General features: G+C 71.6%; 20 protein-coding genes. 13 read left to right on the top strand and 7 right to left on the bottom strand.

Features of this window, described 5'->3' with window-relative positions:
- Positions 1 to 132: 132 nt before the first annotated feature.
- The gene (locus ACFCXS_RS12805) at positions 133 to 267 is read left to right on the top strand and encodes an SPW_0924 family protein (protein ID WP_358327915.1); all 135 of its coding nucleotides are present in this window, start codon (positions 133 to 135) and stop codon (positions 265 to 267) included.
- A gap of 25 nt (positions 268 to 292) precedes the next feature.
- Positions 293 to 1,285, top strand: a complete 993-nt coding sequence (locus ACFCXS_RS12800) for a DUF3068 domain-containing protein (RefSeq protein ID WP_376643274.1) — start codon at positions 293 to 295, stop codon at positions 1,283 to 1,285.
- Here the strand turns inward: ACFCXS_RS12800 and hrpB are convergent.
- Entirely contained in the window at positions 1,275 to 3,797 is a 2,523-nt protein-coding gene (gene hrpB / locus ACFCXS_RS12795) for an ATP-dependent helicase HrpB (protein ID WP_376643273.1), read from the bottom strand. The genes ACFCXS_RS12800 and hrpB overlap by 11 nt on opposite strands.
- A gap of 57 nt (positions 3,798 to 3,854) precedes the next feature.
- A complete protein-coding gene (locus ACFCXS_RS12790) occupies positions 3,855 to 4,667 on the bottom strand; it encodes a class I SAM-dependent methyltransferase (protein WP_376643410.1) in 813 nt (270 codons plus the stop codon).
- A gap of 371 nt (positions 4,668 to 5,038) precedes the next feature.
- Between ACFCXS_RS12790 and rpsA the strand changes: the two genes are divergently transcribed.
- The 4 genes from rpsA (at position 5,039) to ACFCXS_RS12770 (ending at position 8,923) form a co-directional block, all read left to right on the top strand.
- Complete coding sequence (rpsA, locus tag ACFCXS_RS12785) at positions 5,039 to 6,535, top strand: 30S ribosomal protein S1 (protein ID WP_352095276.1); 1,497 nt, start codon at positions 5,039 to 5,041, stop codon at positions 6,533 to 6,535.
- A gap of 239 nt (positions 6,536 to 6,774) precedes the next feature.
- Positions 6,775 to 7,713: a PAC2 family protein gene (locus ACFCXS_RS12780; protein ID WP_376643272.1), complete on the top strand. Its 939-nt coding sequence runs from the start codon at positions 6,775 to 6,777 to the stop codon at positions 7,711 to 7,713.
- A 158-nt stretch (positions 7,714 to 7,871) separates the two neighbouring features.
- Entirely contained in the window at positions 7,872 to 8,492 is a 621-nt protein-coding gene (gene coaE / locus ACFCXS_RS12775; protein WP_376643271.1) for a dephospho-CoA kinase, read from the top strand.
- 50 nt (positions 8,493 to 8,542) lie between these two features.
- Positions 8,543 to 8,923 carry a tetratricopeptide repeat protein gene (locus ACFCXS_RS12770; protein WP_283969766.1) on the top strand — a complete coding sequence of 127 codons (381 nt, stop codon included), beginning with the start codon at positions 8,543 to 8,545 and terminating at the stop codon, positions 8,921 to 8,923.
- 62 nt (positions 8,924 to 8,985) lie between these two features.
- Here ACFCXS_RS12770 and ACFCXS_RS12765 read toward each other — a convergent pair whose 3' ends face one another.
- On the bottom strand, positions 8,986 to 9,249 hold the full coding sequence (locus ACFCXS_RS12765) for a DUF6343 family protein (protein WP_376643270.1): 264 nt from the start codon (positions 9,247 to 9,249) through the stop codon (positions 8,986 to 8,988).
- 380 nt (positions 9,250 to 9,629) lie between these two features.
- Between ACFCXS_RS12765 and ACFCXS_RS12760 the strand changes: the two genes are divergently transcribed.
- From ACFCXS_RS12760 to ACFCXS_RS12750, 3 genes are all read left to right on the top strand, one after another.
- Positions 9,630 to 10,328 carry a class I SAM-dependent methyltransferase gene (locus tag ACFCXS_RS12760; protein WP_376643269.1) on the top strand — a complete coding sequence of 233 codons (699 nt, stop codon included), beginning with the start codon at positions 9,630 to 9,632 and terminating at the stop codon, positions 10,326 to 10,328.
- Positions 10,329 to 10,344: 16 nt separating this feature from the next.
- Positions 10,345 to 11,382, top strand: coding sequence for a protein kinase family protein (locus ACFCXS_RS12755; protein ID WP_376643268.1), 1,038 nt, complete (start codon positions 10,345 to 10,347; stop codon positions 11,380 to 11,382).
- A 143-nt stretch (positions 11,383 to 11,525) separates the two neighbouring features.
- Complete coding sequence (locus ACFCXS_RS12750; protein WP_376643267.1) at positions 11,526 to 11,999, top strand: DoxX family protein; 474 nt, start codon at positions 11,526 to 11,528, stop codon at positions 11,997 to 11,999.
- Positions 12,000 to 12,146: 147 nt separating this feature from the next.
- Here ACFCXS_RS12750 and ACFCXS_RS12745 read toward each other — a convergent pair whose 3' ends face one another.
- Entirely contained in the window at positions 12,147 to 12,752 is a 606-nt protein-coding gene (locus tag ACFCXS_RS12745) for an RNA-binding S4 domain-containing protein (protein WP_376643266.1), read from the bottom strand.
- A gap of 300 nt (positions 12,753 to 13,052) precedes the next feature.
- Between ACFCXS_RS12745 and ACFCXS_RS12740 the strand changes: the two genes are divergently transcribed.
- Positions 13,053 to 13,784: a uracil-DNA glycosylase gene (locus ACFCXS_RS12740; RefSeq protein WP_376643265.1), complete on the top strand. Its 732-nt coding sequence runs from the start codon at positions 13,053 to 13,055 to the stop codon at positions 13,782 to 13,784.
- Here the strand turns inward: ACFCXS_RS12740 and ACFCXS_RS12735 are convergent.
- Positions 13,754 to 14,437 carry a GntR family transcriptional regulator gene (locus ACFCXS_RS12735; protein ID WP_376643264.1) on the bottom strand — a complete coding sequence of 228 codons (684 nt, stop codon included), beginning with the start codon at positions 14,435 to 14,437 and terminating at the stop codon, positions 13,754 to 13,756. The two genes, ACFCXS_RS12740 and ACFCXS_RS12735, sit on opposite strands and share 31 nt — an antisense overlap.
- Positions 14,438 to 14,607: 170 nt before the next feature.
- On the opposite strand from ACFCXS_RS12735, the gene ACFCXS_RS12730 reads away from it, so the two are divergent.
- Together ACFCXS_RS12730 and ACFCXS_RS12725 are read left to right on the top strand one after the other, a co-directional pair.
- Positions 14,608 to 16,059, top strand: a complete 1,452-nt coding sequence (locus ACFCXS_RS12730) for an NCS1 family nucleobase:cation symporter-1 (RefSeq protein ID WP_376643263.1) — start codon at positions 14,608 to 14,610, stop codon at positions 16,057 to 16,059.
- 5 nt (positions 16,060 to 16,064) lie between these two features.
- Entirely contained in the window at positions 16,065 to 16,787 is a 723-nt protein-coding gene (locus ACFCXS_RS12725; RefSeq protein WP_376643262.1) for an aspartate/glutamate racemase family protein, read from the top strand.
- Here ACFCXS_RS12725 and ACFCXS_RS12720 read toward each other — a convergent pair.
- Positions 16,781 to 17,206, bottom strand: coding sequence for a RidA family protein (locus ACFCXS_RS12720; RefSeq protein WP_376643261.1), 426 nt, complete (start codon positions 17,204 to 17,206; stop codon positions 16,781 to 16,783). The genes ACFCXS_RS12725 and ACFCXS_RS12720 overlap by 7 nt on opposite strands.
- 233 nt (positions 17,207 to 17,439) lie before the next feature.
- On the opposite strand from ACFCXS_RS12720, the gene ACFCXS_RS12715 reads away from it, so the two are divergent.
- Complete coding sequence (locus ACFCXS_RS12715) at positions 17,440 to 18,219, top strand: nucleotidyltransferase family protein (protein ID WP_376643260.1); 780 nt, start codon at positions 17,440 to 17,442, stop codon at positions 18,217 to 18,219.
- On the opposite strand, the gene ACFCXS_RS12710 is transcribed toward ACFCXS_RS12715, so the two are convergent.
- Complete coding sequence (locus ACFCXS_RS12710; RefSeq protein ID WP_376643259.1) at positions 18,206 to 19,165, bottom strand: expansin EXLX1 family cellulose-binding protein; 960 nt, start codon at positions 19,163 to 19,165, stop codon at positions 18,206 to 18,208. The genes ACFCXS_RS12715 and ACFCXS_RS12710 overlap by 14 nt on opposite strands.
- Between the last annotated feature and the right edge of the window lie 140 nt (positions 19,166 to 19,305).

The following is a 19,305-nucleotide window of genomic DNA, read 5'->3' as shown; positions in this document are numbered from 1 at the left end:
CGACGCCCCTCTTGTAAGGAGGGGCGTCGTTGTGTGTGCAACGTGTTCTCATCTCCGTCGCGCGTTGCTACGGTGCCGAAGAACCTGACGGGGTATCAGTTCTGCCCGTCGCGACCCGTGGGGAGGTTCCGCATGCGCGCTCTCATCGCCGCCGCCACCGGTCTGGCCCTCGCGTTCGCCGTGGCCCTGACGCTCACCGCCCTCGGCTCCCCGTCGGGCGGGACGTCCCCGAAACCGCTGCTGACGACCGTGCCCGCACACCCCTGACCGCCCGCCCGGGAGGGAGGCCGAGATGCGCCGCAAGGCCGGCCTGGTCCTGCTCGCCCTCGCCGTGTTCTTCGCGGCGCTGTCCCCACTGCTGCGCTGGTACGCCTTCCCACGCCTGGCCAAGGTCCCCGCGAACCAGTACCAGGACATGGTCCTGGAGGCGAAGAACGCCACCCTCCTCGACTACGGCACCATGAAGGCGAAGAAGGTCTCCAAGGTCACCATCGTCCAGACCCTCAAGGGCGACGTGGAGGCCTCCGAGCGGATCGAGGAGTCGGCGGGCCGGGACGTCGTCGTCTGGGACGGCCTGTCCTACGTCGTCGGCCCCGACGGCAAGATGGTCTCCAAGATCCCCGAGCGCTACATCTTCGACGCCCACACCCAGGAGCCCGTCCACGCCACCGGCGAGATGGTCGACGGCGACCCGGTGCGCCGCCAGGGCATCGAGTTCAAGTGGCCCTTCCTGACCGAGAAACGGGACTACGAGTACTTCGACGCCCAGGCCCGCGTCACCGCCCCCATCGCCTACAAGGGCACCCGCGACTTCCGCGGCCTGGAGGTCTACTACTTCGAGCAGACCATCCCCTGGACCAAGGTGAAGATCCCCAAGACCCTGCCCGTCGAGGGCCTCACCCCGGAGGCGGTGGCGCAGACCGGCACGACCCGCTGGTACACCACGGTCCGCAAGTTCTGGGTCGAACCCCTCACCGGCGCCCCCGTGTACGGAGAGGAGATCCACCGGGAGGAACTGCGCGGCGGCGCCCTCCTCGGCGACCGCGACAAGGTGACCGCCTTCGCCGGCCATGTGAAGATGCGCGAGGACTACCTCACGCACACCGTCGACCTGGTGAAGTCCCAGCGCCTGCTCATCCTGCTGATGACGTCCTACCTGCCCTGGGGCTTCCTGACCCTCGGCGTCCTCCTGCTGGCCCTCGCGCTGTACCTGGAGGCCCGCGGCCGCCGCCCCTCGGGCCCGGCGTCCACGGCGGCCGAGGAACCGTCGTCGGTCAGCGCCTGAGCCGCGCGTTGGTGTGCCGCGTCGGCTCGGCCCCCGCCGGGTCCTCGGGCCACGGATGCTTCGGATACCGCCCCCGCAGCTCCGCCCGTACCCCCTTGTAGCCGTCCCTCCAGAACGAGGCGAGGTCGGCGGTGAGGGCGGCCGGCCGTCCGGCCGGGGAGAGCAGATGCACCAGCAGCGGCACCCCCGCGACCCGGGGCGACTCCTGCAGCCCGAACATCTCCTGCAACTTCACCGCCAGCACGGGCTGCTCGGGCCGGGACCAGTCGATCCGGATCCTCGACCCGCTCGGCACCGTCAACCGCTCCGGGGCCAGCTCGTCGAGCCGCCCCGCCTGACCGGAGGCCCAGGGCAGCAGCCGAGCGAGCCCCTCCCCGGCGTCGATCCGCCCCAGATCGGCCCGCCGCCGGGCCCGGCCGAGCTCCGGCTCCAGCCACTCCTCCACGCGCGCGTGCAGCGCCTCGTCGGACACGTCAGGCCAGGGCTCACCGATGTGCAACCGCAGGAACGCGAGCCGCTGCCGCAGAACGCCGGCCTCCGCCGACCATCGCAGCAGCCCGAACCCCTCCCGCCGCAGCCCGTCGAGCAACGCGGCACGCACCAGGTCCGGATCGGCGTGCTCGAGCGCCCGCACCGCGAGCTCCACTGCCCCCAGCCGCTCCACCCGCCGCGCCACGACGTCCCCGCCGTCCCAGCGGACCTCGTCCCGCTCCTCCCACAGGGCTCCCGCGGCGAGCCGGGCCGTCTCCTCGTCGACGACCGCTCCGAGCTGCACCCGCGCGTGCCCCCGGCCGACGGGCCGGTCGGCCATGGCGACGGCGATCCAGGGGGAACCGTGCAGCGCGCTGCCGGCCCCGACCTCGGCACGGGTCCCGGACACCATGAGGCAGGACCCGCCGTCGGCCTTGGCGATCCGCTCGGGATAGGCGAGAGCGGCGACGAGCCCGGCCTGCTGCTCCTCGGAGAGACTCGCCGGAGTCTCCGCTTCCGCCGCCGCGGCGTGGGACGCACCGGACACGACGGCCCGCAGCCGCCGAACCTCGCTCCGCCACCGCGACGCGTAGGCGTCACCCCCACGCCGAGCACGACGCAACGCGCCCGCCAGGTCGTCCCCGTACTCCCGCGGAGCCTCCTCGCTGAGCAGCGCGATGACCTCGGCGGCCCGCTCCGCCCCCACCGGGCCGGACCCGTCCAGCAGCGCCCGCCCCAGCCGGGGATGCAGTCCCAGCCGGGACAGAGCGACCCCCCGCTCCGTGGCCCGCCCGGCGGAGTCGACCGCCCCCACCGCCGCCAGCACCTCACGCGCCGCCGCCATAGCCCCGCCCGGCGGCCCGTCCAGCAGCGCCAGCCCGGACGCGTCCGGATCCCCCCAGCACGCGACCTGCAGCGCGAACGCCGTCAGGTCCGCCACCTTGATCTCCGGCGACGGATACCGCGGCAGACGCACGTCCTCGGCTTCCGCCCAGCAGCGGTACACCGCGCCCGGAGCCTCACGCCCGGCCCGCCCCGCCCGCTGCCGCCCGGCGGCCTGCGACGCCCGTACGGTCGTCAGCGCGCTCAACCCGCGCGCGTGGTCCACTCGCGGCTCGCGCGCCAGTCCCGAATCCACCACCACCCGCACCCCGGGCACCGTCAGCGACGACTCGGCGACCGACGTGGCCAGCACGACCCGCCGCCGCTCCCCGGGTGCCAGCACAGCGTCCTGCACGGCCGCCGACGCCCTTCCGTGCACCTGGAGCACCTCTACGTCCCCGAGTCCCCCGAGCTGCCCGGCGACCCGGGAGATCTCGCCCACGCCCGGCAGGAAACACAGCACGTCCCCGTCCCGCTCCGCCAGCGCACGCCGTACCACGGACGCCACATGCGTCAGCAACGCCGCATCGACCCGCATCCCGTGCGGCGGGCGTACGGGCCGTGCCGGAGGCGCCCACACGGTCTCCACCGGGTGCGCGGTCCCGTGCGCCTCGACCACCGGCGCCCCGCCCAGCAGCTGCGCCCACCCCTGCGCGTCGGTCGTGGCCGAGGCGGCCACCAGCCGCAGATCCGGCCGCAGCGTCTGCCGTACGTCCCACAGGAACGCCGCCGCCGTGTCCGCGTCCAGGTGGCGTTCGTGGCACTCGTCGAGCAGCACCACGTCGACACCGGCCAGCTCCTGGTCCCGTTGCAGGCGCTGCACCAGTACACCGGTCGTGACGACCTCCACGCGCGTGTGCCGCCCGACGACGCGTTCCCCGCGCACCGTGTAGCCGACGCTCTCTCCGGGCTTCTGGCCCAGCAGCCACGCCATCCGCCGCGCCGCCGCCCGGGCGGCGATCCGCCGCGGCTCGGCGACGATCACCCGCCGCCCGGGCCCCTCCCCGAGCAGTCCCGCGAGCGCCAGGGGCACCAGCGTCGTCTTGCCGGTGCCGGGCGGCGCCACGAGGACGGCGGTGCCGTGCCCCTCCAAGGCGTCGGCCAGCGCGGGCAGGGCACCGCGGACGGGCAGGGCTTCCAGGGCGTCGTAACGGATCACGCCCTCAGTGTCGTACGCCCGGCGTGGAGGTCCCACGCGCGCGTGCCTCAGTCCTGCTCAGTCCCGCTCGCAGACGAAGATCGCGGTGCCGGGGATCAGGTTCCCGCGCAACGGCGACCAGCCGCCCCACTCCGAGGTGTTCCAGGCGGGCCACTCCGGCTCCACCAGGTCGACCAGCCGCAAGCCCGACGCGACGACGTCCCGGACGCGGTCGCCGAGGGTGCGGTGGTGCTCGACGTAGACCGCCCGGCCCTCCTCGTCCTGCTCGACGTAGGGCGTGCGGTCGAAGTACGAGGCCGACACCGACAGCCCCTCGGGACCCGGCTCGTCCGGGAAGGCCCAGCGGATCGGGTGCGTCACCGAGAAGACGAGACGTCCCCCCGGCCGCAGCACCCGGCGCACCTCGCGCAGGACCTGACGGGGGTCGGCGACGAAGGGCAGCGCCCCGTACGCCGAGCAGGCCAGGTCGAAGGAGCCGTCGGCGAAGGGGAGCGCGCCTGCGTCGGCGCACACCAGGGGGAAGGAAGCCCCGATGCGCAGCGCGTGCTGAAGCTGCCGGTGCGAGATGTCCAGGGCGACCGGGCGCGCTCCCTGGGCGGTCAGCCAGCGCGAGCACTGGGCTGCGCCGGCGCCGATCTCCAGGACGTCCCGGCCCTTCAGCTCCTCCGGCGGGCCGAGCAGTTCGGCCTCCACCTCGTCCAGACCCTCGGGACCCCACACGAAGCGGTCGTCGCCGAGGAAGGTGCCGTGCTCGACCTGGTACTCGTCCGCGTTGCGGTCCCACCAGCCACGATTGGCCCGGGAGCTTTCCGTGACATCGGCATCGCGCCGGGTGGCCTCGGGTTCGGACGCTTCGGACTCTTGGATGATCGGCTCCCTCGTACTAGTGTGCGGGCACTGCTGTCCGGCCGGTCCCGGCTGTGTCGTAAAGGGGGGCGTCGCGCGCCGCGCGTGGCCTCGGACGACACGACTTGTGCCGGATATGCGGCGTTCGCCCCGCGTGGGCGGCTTCGCGCATTGACCCTGCCCGGCTGCCCCCGTATGCTACAAGTTGCGCTGCGGGCCTGCGCACCTCAGACGTAGCAGGCTGCGCTCGCATCTGTATGTATGTCCCCTCGGTTGTCGAGGCGTCACCGTTTTTGAGTGGCGCTTCCTTGGCTGTCCGGCTTCTGCAGAGCGAAACGGGCTCCCGGCGTAGCAGTACCTACGACTTCAATGTCCGTACCGGAGCCCTTTCCCACATGACGAGCAGCACCGAGACCACCGCCACCACCCCGCAGGTAGCGGTCAACGACATCGGTAACGAGGAAGCCTTCCTCGCCGCGATCGACGAGACGATCAAGTACTTCAACGACGGCGACATCGTCGACGGCGTCATCGTGAAGGTCGACCGGGACGAGGTCCTGCTCGACATCGGTTACAAGACCGAAGGCGTGATCCCGAGCCGCGAACTCTCGATCAAGCACGACGTCGACCCCAACGAGGTCGTCGCCGTCGGTGACGAGATCGAGGCCCTTGTTCTCCAGAAGGAGGACAAGGAAGGCCGCCTGATCCTCTCGAAGAAGCGCGCCCAGTACGAGCGTGCCTGGGGCACCATCGAGAAGATCAAGGAAGAGGACGGGATCGTCACCGGTACCGTCATCGAGGTCGTCAAGGGTGGTCTCATCCTCGACATCGGCCTCCGTGGCTTCCTCCCGGCCTCCCTGGTCGAGATGCGCCGCGTCCGCGACCTCCAGCCCTACGTGGGCAAGGAGCTCGAGGCCAAGATCATCGAGCTGGACAAGAACCGCAACAACGTGGTCCTGTCCCGCCGTGCCTGGCTGGAGCAGACCCAGTCCGAGGTCCGCCAGACGTTCCTCACCACCCTCCAGAAGGGTCAGGTCCGTTCCGGCGTCGTCTCCTCGATCGTCAACTTCGGTGCCTTCGTGGACCTGGGTGGCGTCGACGGTCTGGTCCACGTCTCCGAGCTCTCCTGGAAGCACATCGACCACCCCTCCGAGGTTGTCGAGGTCGGCCAGGAAGTCACCGTCGAGGTCCTCGACGTCGACATGGACCGCGAGCGTGTCTCCCTGTCGCTGAAGGCGACCCAGGAAGACCCGTGGCAGCAGTTCGCCCGCACCCACCAGATCGGCCAGGTCGTGCCCGGCAAGGTCACGAAGCTGGTTCCGTTCGGTGCGTTCGTCCGCGTGGACGAGGGCATCGAGGGTCTGGTCCACATCTCCGAGCTGGCCGAGCGCCACGTGGAGATCCCGGAGCAGGTCGTCCAGGTCAACGACGAGATCTTCGTCAAGGTCATCGACATCGACCTCGAGCGCCGCCGCATCAGCCTCTCGCTGAAGCAGGCCAACGAGTCCTTCGGTGCCGACCCGGCCGCGGTCGAGTTCGACCCGACCCTGTACGGCATGGCCGCGTCCTACGACGACCAGGGCAACTACATCTACCCCGAGGGCTTCGACCCCGAGACCAACGACTGGCTCGAGGGCTACGAGACCCAGCGCGAGGCGTGGGAGACCCAGTACGCCGAGGCGCAGACCCGCTTCGAGCAGCACCAGGCGCAGGTCATCAAGTCCCGCGAGGCGGACGAGAAGGCCGCTGCCGAGGGTGGCGAGGCTGCCGCTCCGGCCGCGTCCGGTGGTGGCGGTTCGTACTCCTCCGAGGGCCCGGACAACTCCGGCGCGCTGGCCTCGGACGAGGCGCTGGCCGCGCTGCGCGAGAAGCTGGCCGGCGGTCAGAGCTGAACGCTCGCTGCTGAGGCATAGCCGATAGCTGAGGGGCCGTACCTTTCGAGGTGCGGCCCCTTGGTGTCGCTGTGAGCAGGCCCGTCGGCCGCCTGCGGGCCGTGAGGGCTTGTCGCGCAGTTCCCCGCGCCCCTCAGGCAGGGCGTCGCCCCCGCTGCCAAGATCGAAGTTCTCCTCTGCGGGAATGCCCGCGCCCGCAACGGCGTTGTGGAGTGTGAACACGAGGAGGAGCGGTCACTGTGCTTGATCCGCAGGATTTGTACGCCTGGGAGCCGAAGGGGCTGGCTGTCGTCGACATGGCGCTGGCCCAGGAGTCGGCCGGACTTGTCATGCTCTACCACTTCGACGGATACATCGACGCGGGCGAGACGGGCGACCAGATCGTCGACCGGGTGCTCGACTCCCTGCCGCATCAGGTCGTCGCCCGCTTCGACCACGACCGGCTCGTCGACTACCGCGCCCGCCGCCCGCTGCTGACGTTCAAGCGCGACCGCTGGAGCGACTACGAGGACCCCGCTCTCGAGGTGCGGCTAGTGCAGGACGCCACCGGTGCGCCCTTCCTGCTGCTGTCCGGTCCCGAACCGGACGTGGAGTGGGAGCGCTTCGCCGCCGCCGTGACGCAGATCGTGGAACGGCTCGGCGTCCGCCTCTCCGTGAACTTCCACGGCATTCCCATGGGCGTCCCGCACACCCGGCCCGTCGGCCTCACCCCGCACGGCAACCGCACCGACCTCGTCCCGGGCCACGCCAGCCCCTTCGAGGAGGCACAGGTGCCCGGCAGCGCCGAATCCCTCATCGAGTACCGTCTGCTCCAGGCCGGGCACGACGTCCTGGGAGTCGCCGCGCACGTCCCGCACTACATCGCCCGCTCCCCGTACCCGGACGCGGCCCTGACGGTCCTGGAGGCCATCACGGCGGCGACCGGACTGGTCCTGCCCGGTATCGCCCACGCCCTGCGCTCGGGTGCCCACCGCACCCAGACGGAGATCGACCGGCAGATCCGCGAGGGCGACGAGGAACTCACCGCGCTCATCGAGGGTCTCGAGCACCAGTACGACGCCGTCGCAGGCGCTGAGACCCGGGGCAACATGCTCGCCGAGCCGGTGGACATCCCGTCGGCGGACGAGATCGGCCAGGAGTTCGAGAAGTTCCTGGCGGAGCGAGAAGGCGACAGCTGAAAGTTCCCGGCGGAGCGAGAAGGCGAGAGCTCGGTTCGGGGCGGAGCGAGAAGGCGACAGCTGCAAGTTCCTGGTGGAGCGAGAAGGCGAGAGCTCGGTTCGGGGCGGGTCCGGCCCGGGGGAGGGGCGTGTCAGTGGCAGGGCCTAAGCTGCGGGGCATGCTGAAGGTGGGGCTGACCGGCGGAATCGGCGCCGGCAAGAGTGAGGTGTCACGGCTGCTCGTCGCATGCGGGGCCGTGCTGATCGACGCGGACCGCATCGCGCGGGAGGTCGTCGCCCCGGGGACACCGGGGCTCGCCTCGGTCGTCGAGGCCTTCGGGGAGGAGATCCTCACGGCCGACGGCAGCCTGGACCGGCCCCGCCTCGGCGCCATCGTCTTCGCCGACCCGGAGAAGCTCGCCGTTCTGAACTCGATCGTGCACCCCCTGGTGGGTGCCCGCTCACGCGAGCTCGAGGAGGCCGCCGCCGAGGACGCGGTCGTCCTCCACGACGTCCCGCTCCTCACGGAGAACGGCCTGGCGCCGCTGTACGACCTGGTGATCGTCGTCGACGCGGCCCCCGAGACCCAGCTCGACCGGCTCGTACGCCTGCGCGGCATGACCGAGGAGGACGCCCGCGCGCGGATGGCCGCCCAGGCGACGCGCGAGCAGCGCCGCGAGATCGCCGACATCGTGATCGACAACGACATCCCGCTGGAGCGGCTGGAGCAGCGCGTGCGGGACGTGTGGGCCGAGCTGGTGCGCAGGTCGCGGACGCCCCGGCCGTCTCCCACGGAATAGCTGCACCCGGCGGGGGCGTTGAACCCGTGCAGTGAGGGAAGGACTCAGCCGTGCCCGAGACCAGCGGTTCGACCGGACGTACCCCGGAGACGCATGTCATCGACTTCCGTGCCGCCGAGCAACTGCTCGCCGCGCGGGACCCCAGGGGCGCGGTGAAGCTGCTCGACGGTGTCATCGCCACACACCCGGAGAACACCGCGGCACGACTGCTGCGTGCTCGCGCCTTCTTCGCGGCGGCGCAGCTGAGGCCGGCGGAGCTGGAGTTCCAGATCGTTCTGGAGCGGGAGCCGGACAACGCCTTCGCGCACTTCGCGCTCGCCCGTACGTATGAGCGCCAGGGGCGTCCCGACCAGGCGAAGCGCCACTTCCGCCTGGCGGCGGCGCTCGACCCGAACCCGGAGTTCCTGAAGGCCGCGCGCTTCGACTCGTGAGGGGCCTGCCTCGTGCGCCTCAGGGGTGTTCGGAGTGGACCTTGTGCCGTCCGCCGTCCGACTCAGGGGCGCTCGTCCGGCGGCTGGTAGGGCGGGATGTCGGGGCCCGGCTGATAGTGGGGGCCCTGGCGGATGTGCCGCAGGACGACGGCCAGATCGATCGTGACGATCAGCAGCAGCACCCCGCAGGCGATCGCCCACCCGGTCCGCCCGGCGATGGCGAACGCCGCCGTGCCGAAGAGCGCCCAGACCAGCCCCCACAGGCTCAGCCAGAAGCGGGCCCGCAGGGCACTGCGTGCGGTTCTCGGTTCACTGCCTGTACGCATGGTCGATCACCACTCCTGCTTGCAACGTACTCCTCGTGAAGACGGTCCACCAAGGTCGACAAGGTCGAGCGGCGGTCGACGAGGGCCTTCCGGTGGCCGGTCTGACGAGGCGTGCATCGGTGGAGCGGGCAAGGCGGCGGGGCTGCGCCGGGTCAGGGCGGCCACGCTGCTGACGCCGGAGTTGCCCGGCGCTCGGGGACCATCCGCGTTCAGGCCCTTGCTGCACCGTTCAGGCCTCACCGCCGTGACCCGGCACCACAGCTCCACGCCCTGGCCCCAACTCCACGCCTCCGCCGTCTCGTTCACTCGGTCAGGTGAAGGTGGAGGTCGGCGGGAACGGGTGTGCGGACGCGGTCCGTTGTGCGGGCATGGAGATGAAAATGCGTGAGGGGTACGAGGGGACGGGACCCGGGGCCATCACCCCCGACGGCTGCGCGGTGGAGCTGTACTCCCGGCTGCCCGCCGGGGACGAACCGGAGGTCATCGCGGCGGCGGTCCCTGCCGGCGCCGGCATTCTGGAGCTCGGCAGCGGGGTGGGACGCATGACCCACGCACTGCTGGAGCGGGGATTCACGGTCACAGCGGTGGACGAGTCCGCCCCCATGCTGGAGCGCGTGCGCGGCGCGCGGACGATATGCGCCCCGATCGAGGAGCTGGCTCTGGGCGAGACGTTCGACGTGGTGCTGCTGGCGTCGTTCCTCGTGCACGCGGGAGATGTCGAGGTGCGGCGCGGCCTGCTGCGCACCTGCGTGCGCCACGTGGCGAAGGGCGGCTGCGTGCTGATCCAGCGGGAGGGCGAGGACTACCACGAGAACGTGCCGCGCGAGCGCAGGGACCCCAGCGGCTTCACCGTGCGGATCACGTCGTCGGAGCCGGTCGGCGACGGAGTCAATTCGGTGCGCGCGGAGTACGAGTTCCCGGACGCGGTCTGGACCCAGACGTTCCGCGCGCGCCCCCTGACCCAGGAGCAGTTCGAGGAGGCGCTGGCGGAAGCGGGGCTGAAGGTGGACCGCTATCTGACGGAGGACCGCATATGGGTGCGGGCGGTGCCGACAGGCGAGGGCAGCGGGGGTGCGTGAAAGCCGGCTCGGGGGAGTGGAACCAGTTCGCCTGAGCCGGTACGACACGGTCGCGACCTCCCTGGCGCTCCTCGGGGACGCCGAACTGCGCGAACTGGTGGACACAGCGCAGCCGTTGGGCACCGGCATCGGCGGGAAGTCGGCCCGGCTCGACGTGTCCGGTACACCGGTCTTCGTGAAGCGCGTTCCCCTCACGGACCTGGAGCAGCGGCCGGAACACCACCGCTCGACGGCCAACGTGTTCGGGCTGCCCATGGTCTGCCAGTACGGCATCGGCGGGCCCGCGTTCGGGGCGTGGCGGGAGGTCGCCGCCCACACCATGACCACGAACTGGGCGCTGTCGGGACAGTTCCAGGGCTCTCCGCTGATGTACCACTGGCGGGTGTTGCCGGACGATGCACCCCAGCAGGCGGAGGAGTTCGCCGACGTGGAGAAGGTCGTGGCCTACTGGGGAGGGAGTGCGGCGGTGAGGCGGCGGGTCGAGGCCCTGCAGCGGTCGGCGGCGAGCGTCGCGCTCTTCCTGGAGTACATCCCCAGGACCCTGCACGCCTGGCTCACGGAGCAGGTGCGAGCCGGTGACGAGGCACTCGACCGGGCGTGTGCCCTCGTGGAGCGGGAACTGACGTCCAGCACGTCCTTCATGAACAGCCGTGGGCTGCTCCATTTCGACGCTCACTTCGAGAACATCCTCACCGACGGCCGACGCCTGTACTTCGCCGACTACGGCCTGGCCCTGTCCACCCGCTTCGACCTGGCGCCCGCCGAGGCGGACTTCTACGCCGAGCACGACGCCTACGACCGCTGCTACACGGCCAGTTACCTCGTCAACTGGCTGATCACCGCGCTGTACGGCGGAGACCGGGAGGATCGTGGAGAGCTGATACAAGCCTGGGCCCAGGGGAGGGCACCGGCCGGAGCGCCGCCAGGGGCAGCCGAGGTCCTCGCCCGCAACGCCCCGGTCGCGGCTGTCATGACCGACTTCTACCGCACCCTCCAGCACTCGAGCCGGACGATCCCCTACCCGAGGGAGAGGCTCCACCAGCTCTGTCCGTGACCGGCCGGGATCGGTCGGGGTGGGGTCGGCAGCGCCGCGCACGGTGAGCGATTCGGCTCGCATTCCCGGCGGCGATGAGTTCCGGAGCGAGCGCCGGTCTACCTCTGCGACACCACCACGGACCGTCTGACCAGGAGACCTCCATGTCCGAGATCACCGCTGCCGTCCCGACCGGCTCCACCCCGGGCGGCTCCACACCAGCCGGCGTCGTCATCGCCGAGTCCGCGACCGCTCGCGGGCGGCGCGCGCGCATCGCCCTGCGTGCCGTGCAGGTGCTGCTCGCCCTCTTCTACGCGATCGCGAGCGCCCTGCCCAAGCTGATCGGACACGAGTCGGCCGCCGAGTCGTTCGAGCGGCTCGGCTGGGGCAGTGCGGGGATGTACACCATCGGCGCGCTCGAACTGGCCGGGGCCATCGCGCTGTTGATCCCGGTGCTCCAGTCTGTGGCGGCGATGGCGCTGGGCGCGTTGATGGTGGGCGCGTTCATCGTGCAGACAACCGTCTTCGACGGGCAGTACGCGGCGACGCCGGTGATCCTGCTCGTGCCGCTCACCCTCATAGCGTGGGCGCGGCGGCGGCACAACGCGGATCTGCTCCGGCTGCTGCGTCGGAAATGACCCGGCCGCGTCCCGGCTCGCCGATGGTGCCCTCCCCATGGGCAGGGCCATGGCGCCCTCCCTGTGGTCCTGCCCCGGGGGTCGGCTCGCCCGTGCCGCCCCGCCGGCCTCCCCACGGCCCCACCGGTGGGCGCGCCCGTGCCGCCCTCAGGGCCTCGGGTTGCCCGAGCCGCTGCCGAAGGCTCCGGTGCCGGGAACAGGCCCGGGGCCGGACACGCTGCCGGGGCCCGTCGAGCCGCGGAGGCGTTCCATCTCGCGGCGGTCCCGCTTGGTCGGGCGGCCTGCGCCGCGGTCGCGGATGCCGGCTGGGGCGACCGCCTCGCGGGGCGGGGGCGGCGGGGAGTTGTCGATGTAGCACTGGGTGGCCGCGGGGGCGCCGACCCGCTTGCGGATCAGTCGCGTGACGATGACGACCCGTTCGCGGCCTTCGTGCCGCAGGCGCACCTCGTCACCCACGCGCACGGCGTGCGCGGGCTTCACACGCTCGCCGTTGACGCGCACGTGGCCACCCCGGCAGGCGGTGGCTCCCATGGAGCGGCTCTTGACGAGGCGGACGGACCAGATCCAGCTGTCGACGCGGACGGTGGTACCCGCCTGTGGGCCCGCGGCCTCGGCAGCGGTGATCGCCGCGGCGACCTTCGGGTCCAGCGACTGGGCGCCGCCCCCCTCGGAGGCGCCGACGGGCGTGGGCGATCCGGGCGCCGAGTCCTCCGTCCCGCCCGTCCTGTCCTGCTGCGCACCCTGAGAAGCCATGCCCCCGACCTTAGTCCTCCGAGAGCCCTCCGCGGAGGCCCTCCACATGCCCCCGTGAGCCCTGCGAGTGCGCCGTCAGCCCTTCCGAGAGCGTCTCCGAATCGCCCCCGCGGGGTGGCTCCCCGCGCCCCGGTCGCCGAGAGAGCCACATTGCTGCTGTCCGGTGCCCTGCTCTGGCTGCGTCGCGGCGGCGTACGGTCCGCGCCGGGTACGGCCATCGCCTCGGGCTCGCGTTCCGGCCTGTCCTGAGCGTTCCGACCCGGTGAGGGACGTGGTCCCCGCCGCCCCTACCGTGGAGTGATGGACGCCAGTGGCCTTCCCCTCCTCGACCGGCGCATCGCGGACTGCAGGGCCTGCCCGCGGCTGGTCTCCTGGCGCGAGGAGGTGGCCCGGACCAAACGGGCCGCCTTCGCGGACTGGACGTACTGGGGCCGGCCGGTGCCCGGTTTCGGGCCGGCGGACGCCCGGCTCCTGATCGTCGGACTCGCCCCGGCCGCGCACGGCGGCAACCGCACCGGCCGGATGTTCACCGGCGACCGCTCCGGTGACGTGCTCTACGAGGCGCTGTACGACGTGGGCCTCGCTTCCCAGCCGACCGCCGTGCACGCCCATGACGGCCTGGAGCTGCACGGCGTGCGCGTCACCTCGCCCGTGCACTGCGCCCCGCCCGCCAACAAACCGACCCCCGAGGAGCGGGACACCTGCCGCCCCTGGCTCGTGCAGGAACTGCGGCTGCTGCGCCCGACGCTGCGGGCCGTGGTCGTACTGGGCGCCTTCGGCTGGCAGGCCGCACTGCCCGCGTTCGCCGAGGCCGGCTGGTCCGTGCCCCGGCCACGTCCCGCCTTCTCCCACGGCGCCCGGTTCCACCTGGACGGCCTGGACCTCTTCGGCTGCTTCCACGTCAGCCAGCGCAACACCTTCACCGGCCGGCTCACCCCCACCATGCTCCGCGACGTCCTGCGGACGGCCGGGCGGGCGGCGGAGCTGCCGACCCGGGGCGGTCAGGGAGCGGACTCCTCCCCGGGCGACTGAGGAGCGGCTTCCTCGCCGAACAGGTGGCGGACGGTGGAGCGGTAGTTGGTCCGCACATGCGTCAGCGCGTGCGCGCGGGCCCGGTCCGGGTCGCCCGAGGCGATGGCCTCGTACAGCTCGCGGTGCTCCACGAGGAGCTGGGGCCACTCCTCGTTGCGCCGGGTCATCCAGCGCAGTCGCCCGGCGACCGGTTCCAGGGCCTCGGTCAGCAGGCTGTTTCCGGCCATCGCCATGATGCGGTCGTGCAGCCGGCTGTTGATGTCGGTGATCGCCTCGGCGTCCCCGGCCTCGGTGGCGGCGGCCGCACGGTCGATCAGCTCCTGGACCGCGGCCAGGTCCTGCGGGGTCGCGCGGGACGCGGCGAGTCCGGCGGCGTAGACCTCCAGGGCTTCTCGCAGTTCGAACAGTTCCTTGACGTCGGTCGGGGTGAGACGGCGTACTACTGTGCGGCGGGGCGTCTCGAAGTGGACGAAGCCCTCGGCCACCAGGGCCCGGATCGCCTCGCGGACCGGCACGCGCGAGACGCCGAAGCGTTCCGCAAGCTCGCGCTCGACCAGGCGGTCACCGGGAAGCAGGCTGCCCGCGATGATCTGCTGCCGCAGCTCGGACGTGACGCGTTCGCGCACCGCTCCCAGGGGTTCGATCTTCGTCATGCAGCCCATCCTCGCCGACGCGAGGGGTCTTTTACGGAGCGTTAACGGGAGCGATATCTGTCAGAACTGTTGACGGCGAGACCATGGCGGCAGTTTGGTATACCAAACACGCTCGCCGTGCAGCCCCCGCAGCGCGCAGCCCTCCGTCGTCCCCTTGCTCTGGAGGCCCCGTGTCCCTCGCCGATCGTGCCGCAACCACCGATACACCCGCGTTCGTCCCCGATCCCCGGCTCACCAACGAAGACCTCGCGCCCGCCGAGAAGCGCAACTGGAAGGTCTTCGACCTCTTCGCCATGTGGATGTCCGACGTCCACAACCTCGGCAACTACACCTTCGCCGCCGGGCTGCTCTTCCTGGGCATGAACGTGTGGCAGATCTTCACGTCCCTGCTCGTCGGGTTCGTGATCATCTACATCGGCATGAACTGGATGGGGAAGATCGGCCAGCGCCACGGCGTGCCCTTCCCGGTGGTCAGCCGCATCGCCTTCGGCATCTGGGGCGCCAACATCCCGGCGCTGATCAGGGCCGTGATCGCCATCATGTGGTACGGCATCCAGACCTACCTCGCCTCCGTCGCCGTGAACGTGATGCTGCTGGCGGCCTGGCCCGGCCTGGAGTCGTGGACGCACAACTCCTTCCTGGGCCTGGACGCGCTCGGCTGGGTCTCCTTCGTCGCCCTGTGGCTGGTCCAGGCGGCGATCATCAGCCGGGGCATGGAGTCGGTCCGCAAGTTCCAGGACTTCTGCGGCCCCGCGATCTGGCTCGTGATGATCGCGCTGGCCGTGTGGATCCTCTACAAGGCCGGCTGGACGATCTCCCTCACCTCCACCCCGCACCCGGTCTCCGTCGGCGAACAGTGGCGCCAGTGGTTCGGCGCGATCGGCCTGGTCCTCGCCACGTACGGCACCCTGATGCTCAACTTCTGCGACTTCTCCCGCTTCGCCCCTGACTACAAGTCCGTCAAGCGCGGCAACTTCTGGGGTCTGCCCATCAACTCCACGGCCTTCGTGATCGTGTCGGTCATCGTCACCGCCGGGGCGTTCGAGGTCTTCGGCAAGGAGATCACCGACCCCGCCTACCTGGTCGCCGAGATCGGCAACACCTGGGTGCTGGTGGTGGGCGCGCTGACCTTCGCCATCGCCACCATGGGCGTCAACATCGTCGCCAACTTCGTCTCACCGGCGTACGACCTGGCCAACGTGTGGCCGCAGAAGATCACCTTCAAGGTCGGCGGCATGATCAGCACCGTCGCGGCGCTGCTCGTCACCCCCTGGAACCTCTTCTCCAACCCCACCGTCGTGAACTACTTCCTCGGCGGCCTCGGCGCCTTCCTCGGGCCGCTGTTCGGCGTGATCATGGTCGACTACTACTGGGTCAAGCGCGGCCGCGTGAACGTCGACGAGCTGTTCGACGCCTCTCCCGGCGCCCGCTACCACTACCGCAAGGGCTTCAACCCCAAGGCCCTGTGGGCGTTCCTGCCCGCGGCCGGTGTGGCGGCGATCCTCGCGCTGGTGAAGACCTTCAGCGACGTCGCCCCGTACTCCTGGTTCATCGGCACGGCGCTCGCCGCCGGGCTGTACGCGGCCCTGTGCCGCCCCGAGCGCGCCACCGCGGAGGTCTGAGAGACGTGCGGATCGTCGTCACCAACTGCAACACCACGCAGGAGATGACCGAGGAGATCGTGCGAGGTGCCCGGGCCGCCGCAGGTCCGGGCACCACCGTGACGGGACTGACCCCCGCCTGGGGGCCGGAGTCCGCGGAGGGCTGGCTCGACAGCTACCTGTCCGCCGCCGCAGTCCTGGACACCGTGCGGACCTACGGCGGACCGCGGTACGACGCCGTGGTCATGGCCGGATTCGGGGAGCACGGGAGGGAAGGAGTGCGGGAACTGGTCGACGTACCAGTCGTCGACATCACCGAGGCCGCCGCCCACCTGGCCTGTCTGCTCGGTCGCCGCTACGGCGTCGTCACCACGCTGGAGCGGTCGCGCGGCCAGATCGAGGACAGCCTGGAGACGGCCGGAGTGGCGCGCAACTGCGCGGCGATCGTCGGCACGGGCCTGAACGTGCTCGACCTCGGGGACGAGGAGCGGACCGAGACGGCGTTCCTGGCAGCGGCCGAACGGGCCTGCGCGGCCGGGGCGGAGGTGCTCGTCCTGGGATGCGCCGGCATGACGGGGCTGCAGCGGGTCGTCGGTCAGAAGCTGGGCCTGCCGGTCGTCGACGGGGTCGCCGCGGCGGTCAGACTGGCGGAGGCGCTGGTGGCGATGGGCCTGACGACGAGCCGGGTGGGGAGCTACGCCGGGCCGCTGCCGAAACGGAGGGTGTGGGGGAGGCCCGCGGGTCAGTAGCTCATGCCTGTCCTCACCTGCTCGGGAACGATGGCTGTCGCCGTGATCTCCACCAACTGCCCGGTGTACCCGAGACACGCCACGCCGATCAGCGTAGACGAGTGCGGACCCGCACTGAGGCCGGATGCCTCGACCACACTCCAGACGGCGGACAGCACAGCGGGCTCGCCACTCACCACGTACACGTCGGTCGCCACGACGTGCCCCAGGTCGCTGCCGACGGCGGCCAGTTGCTCGCGCAGGTTGTCGATGACCTGTTCCGCCTGCCGTACGGGATCGCCGGGCCCCACGAGCGTGCCGTCCGGGCCCAGCGGTACGGCCCCGGCGAGGAACGCCAGCCGTGTGCCGGCCTCCACGACGGACACGTGGGAGTAGGTGGGCGGCGGGAAGAGGCTCGGGACGGTGACGCGGCGGATCACGTGAGGGCTCCGATCTGCGGGCGGCGGCACGACGACCACTGATCATGCGGGCGTCGGCGCGTGCGCGCACCCGTATTTCGGTACCGGGCGACCGTGCGGCCCTCTACGCTGCCGAGGTCCCGCCTGCCACGTCCCGGCTGCGGCTGTCCGAGTCCCGCCTGTCCGGGTTCTGTCCGCCCAGGACCCGTCCCCCAGGCCCCACCCGAACACGTCCCGCTCGCCCAGGAGTTGCCGTGCCCCTCCTTCCGGACCACGACTTCCTCGAGTCCACCGCCGACCGCCTGGCCGCCCTGCCCGGCGTGGAGGCCGTCACCCTCGGCGGCTCCCGGGCCCAGGGCACCGAACGGCCCGACAGCGACTGGGACCTGGCGGTCTACTACCGCGGCGCCTTCGACCCGGCCGATCTCCGCGCGGTCGGCTGGGCGGGGGAGGTCTTCGAGCTCGGTGCCTGGGGCGGCGGCGTCTTCAACTCGGGCGCATGGCTGACGATCGAGGGCCGTTCCGTGGACGTCCACTACCGCGATCTGGACGTGGTCGCGCACGAGGCGGCGGAAGCGGATGCCGGCCGCTTCCGTGTCGAGCCCCTCATGTTCCATCTGGCGGGCATCCCGACCTACCTGCTCGTCGCCGAACTCGCGGTCAACCGGGTGCTGCGTGGCGAACTGCCCCGCCCGGGCACCTATCCGCCGGCCCTGCGTGCGAGCGCCCCCGCGTACTGGCACGGCACGGCCGCGGCCACCCTCGCCTACGCCAAGGGCGGTCACGCCCCGAAGGGCGCGCTCACTCAGGTCGCGGGCGCGATCGCCCTCGCCGCCACCCAGACCGCGCACGCGGTGCTCGCCGCGCGCGGGGAGTGGGTCACCAACGACAAGGGCCTGCTCACGCGGGCGGGGTTGCGCCAGGTGGACGCGGTGATCGGCGACCTGACGGACGATCCGGCCGCACTCACCCGGGCCGTCACCGACACGGAGACCCTCCTCGCCCGGGCCGTGCAGGCCGTCACCGCCGGGTGAACTGGACGCGGGTCGGCTGGACCGTGTCGGGGCGGATCGCGATGCCGTCGACGGTGAGCTGTTCGCCGTAGATGTCGGTGAGCCTGAGCGGACCGCCGCAGCCGGTGCCGCTCGGGGAGAGGAAGTAGTTGTACCCGGTTCGGGTCAGCCGGGTCCAGCCGCTGCCGGTCCTGACCTCCAGCCGGGCCAGCGGATTGCGGTGGCCCAGTGCCTGGATGCCGCACCAGTGGATGCTGGAGCCGGTCTTGTAGCGGATCGACAGGGTCGGGGACGTGGCGGGGCTCTGCAGGCTCCAGGTGATCGGTATCCGGCCCGCGGAGAGTCCGGCCAGCTTCGCGAACGCCTCCTTGCTGAGGTCGATCTGCCCGGGAGCGCAGGGCAGGGGGCACTCGTTGGTGATCCGGACGGTGACGGAGGCTCCGTTCGCCGCGCGGACCAGGATGTACGCCCCGCACGCCTGGGACGTCTCGTAGTCGGTGTGGTTCATCGCCGCGACCATGAGGTCGGGGCTCGGGCCGTAAAGGCAGGCCCCGTCGCCGTCCTTGGCGTCGTAGTGGGTGGCGACGCCGTTGTAGGTGGTGCCGGGCTTGATCCTCCCCGCCAGGGGTGCCGTGCCGGACACCGGACGCGGTGCGGGGGTCCGGGTGGCGGTGGCCGGGGGCCGCGCCGAAGGGGCGGTCGCGGCGGGCTTCGGGGCCCGGGAGGTCCTGGCGGTCCTGGGGGTCTTGGAGGCCTTCGGCGCGGGTGTGGCCTCGTGGGGCGTCGGCGAGGCGGCCGGCCGGGCGCCGGTGGTGTCCTGGGCCGCGGTGCGCACCGTGTCCGCCTCTCCGCCGGGGCGCAGGGCGATCACGAGCGAGACGAGGAGACCCACGGCTGCCGCGGCGACGGCGAGGACGAGGGCTGTGCGCCGCTTGCGGGCGGGACGGCGGTGGGACGGTGATGCCACGGATGAGTCCTTCGGGTCCTTGCGTGGTTCGGGAGAACGCGCGCTCACGACTCGTCAGTGGCCGCCGGGCCGGAAAAGGTTGCCGCGGCTCGTCTCCGGATCGCGTACCTCCGGATCGCGCAGCTCCAGATCGCGCACCT

It is taken from the genome of Streptomyces sp. NPDC056373 (genome assembly GCF_042262425.1).
GTDB lineage: Bacteria > Actinomycetota > Actinomycetes > Streptomycetales > Streptomycetaceae > Streptomyces.
This window is presented reverse-complemented; position numbering and strand designations above follow the sequence as displayed.

Coding starts and splice junctions, on each gene's coding strand:
- ACFCXS_RS12805 (WP_358327915.1), top strand. CDS start 133: ATGCGCGCTCTCATCGCCGCCGCCACCGGTCTGGCCCTCGCGTTCGCC.
- ACFCXS_RS12800 (WP_376643274.1), top strand. CDS start 293: ATGCGCCGCAAGGCCGGCCTGGTCCTGCTCGCCCTCGCCGTGTTCTTC.
- rpsA (WP_352095276.1), top strand. CDS start 5,039: ATGACGAGCAGCACCGAGACCACCGCCACCACCCCGCAGGTAGCGGTC.
- coaE (WP_376643271.1), top strand. CDS start 7,872: ATGCTGAAGGTGGGGCTGACCGGCGGAATCGGCGCCGGCAAGAGTGAG.
- ACFCXS_RS12765 (WP_376643270.1), bottom strand. CDS start 9,249: ATGCGTACAGGCAGTGAACCGAGAACCGCACGCAGTGCCCTGCGGGCC.
- ACFCXS_RS12760 (WP_376643269.1), top strand. CDS start 9,630: ATGCGTGAGGGGTACGAGGGGACGGGACCCGGGGCCATCACCCCCGAC.
- ACFCXS_RS12750 (WP_376643267.1), top strand. CDS start 11,526: ATGTCCGAGATCACCGCTGCCGTCCCGACCGGCTCCACCCCGGGCGGC.
- ACFCXS_RS12745 (WP_376643266.1), bottom strand. CDS start 12,752: ATGGCTTCTCAGGGTGCGCAGCAGGACAGGACGGGCGGGACGGAGGAC.
- ACFCXS_RS12740 (WP_376643265.1), top strand. CDS start 13,053: ATGGACGCCAGTGGCCTTCCCCTCCTCGACCGGCGCATCGCGGACTGC.
- ACFCXS_RS12735 (WP_376643264.1), bottom strand. CDS start 14,437: ATGACGAAGATCGAACCCCTGGGAGCGGTGCGCGAACGCGTCACGTCC.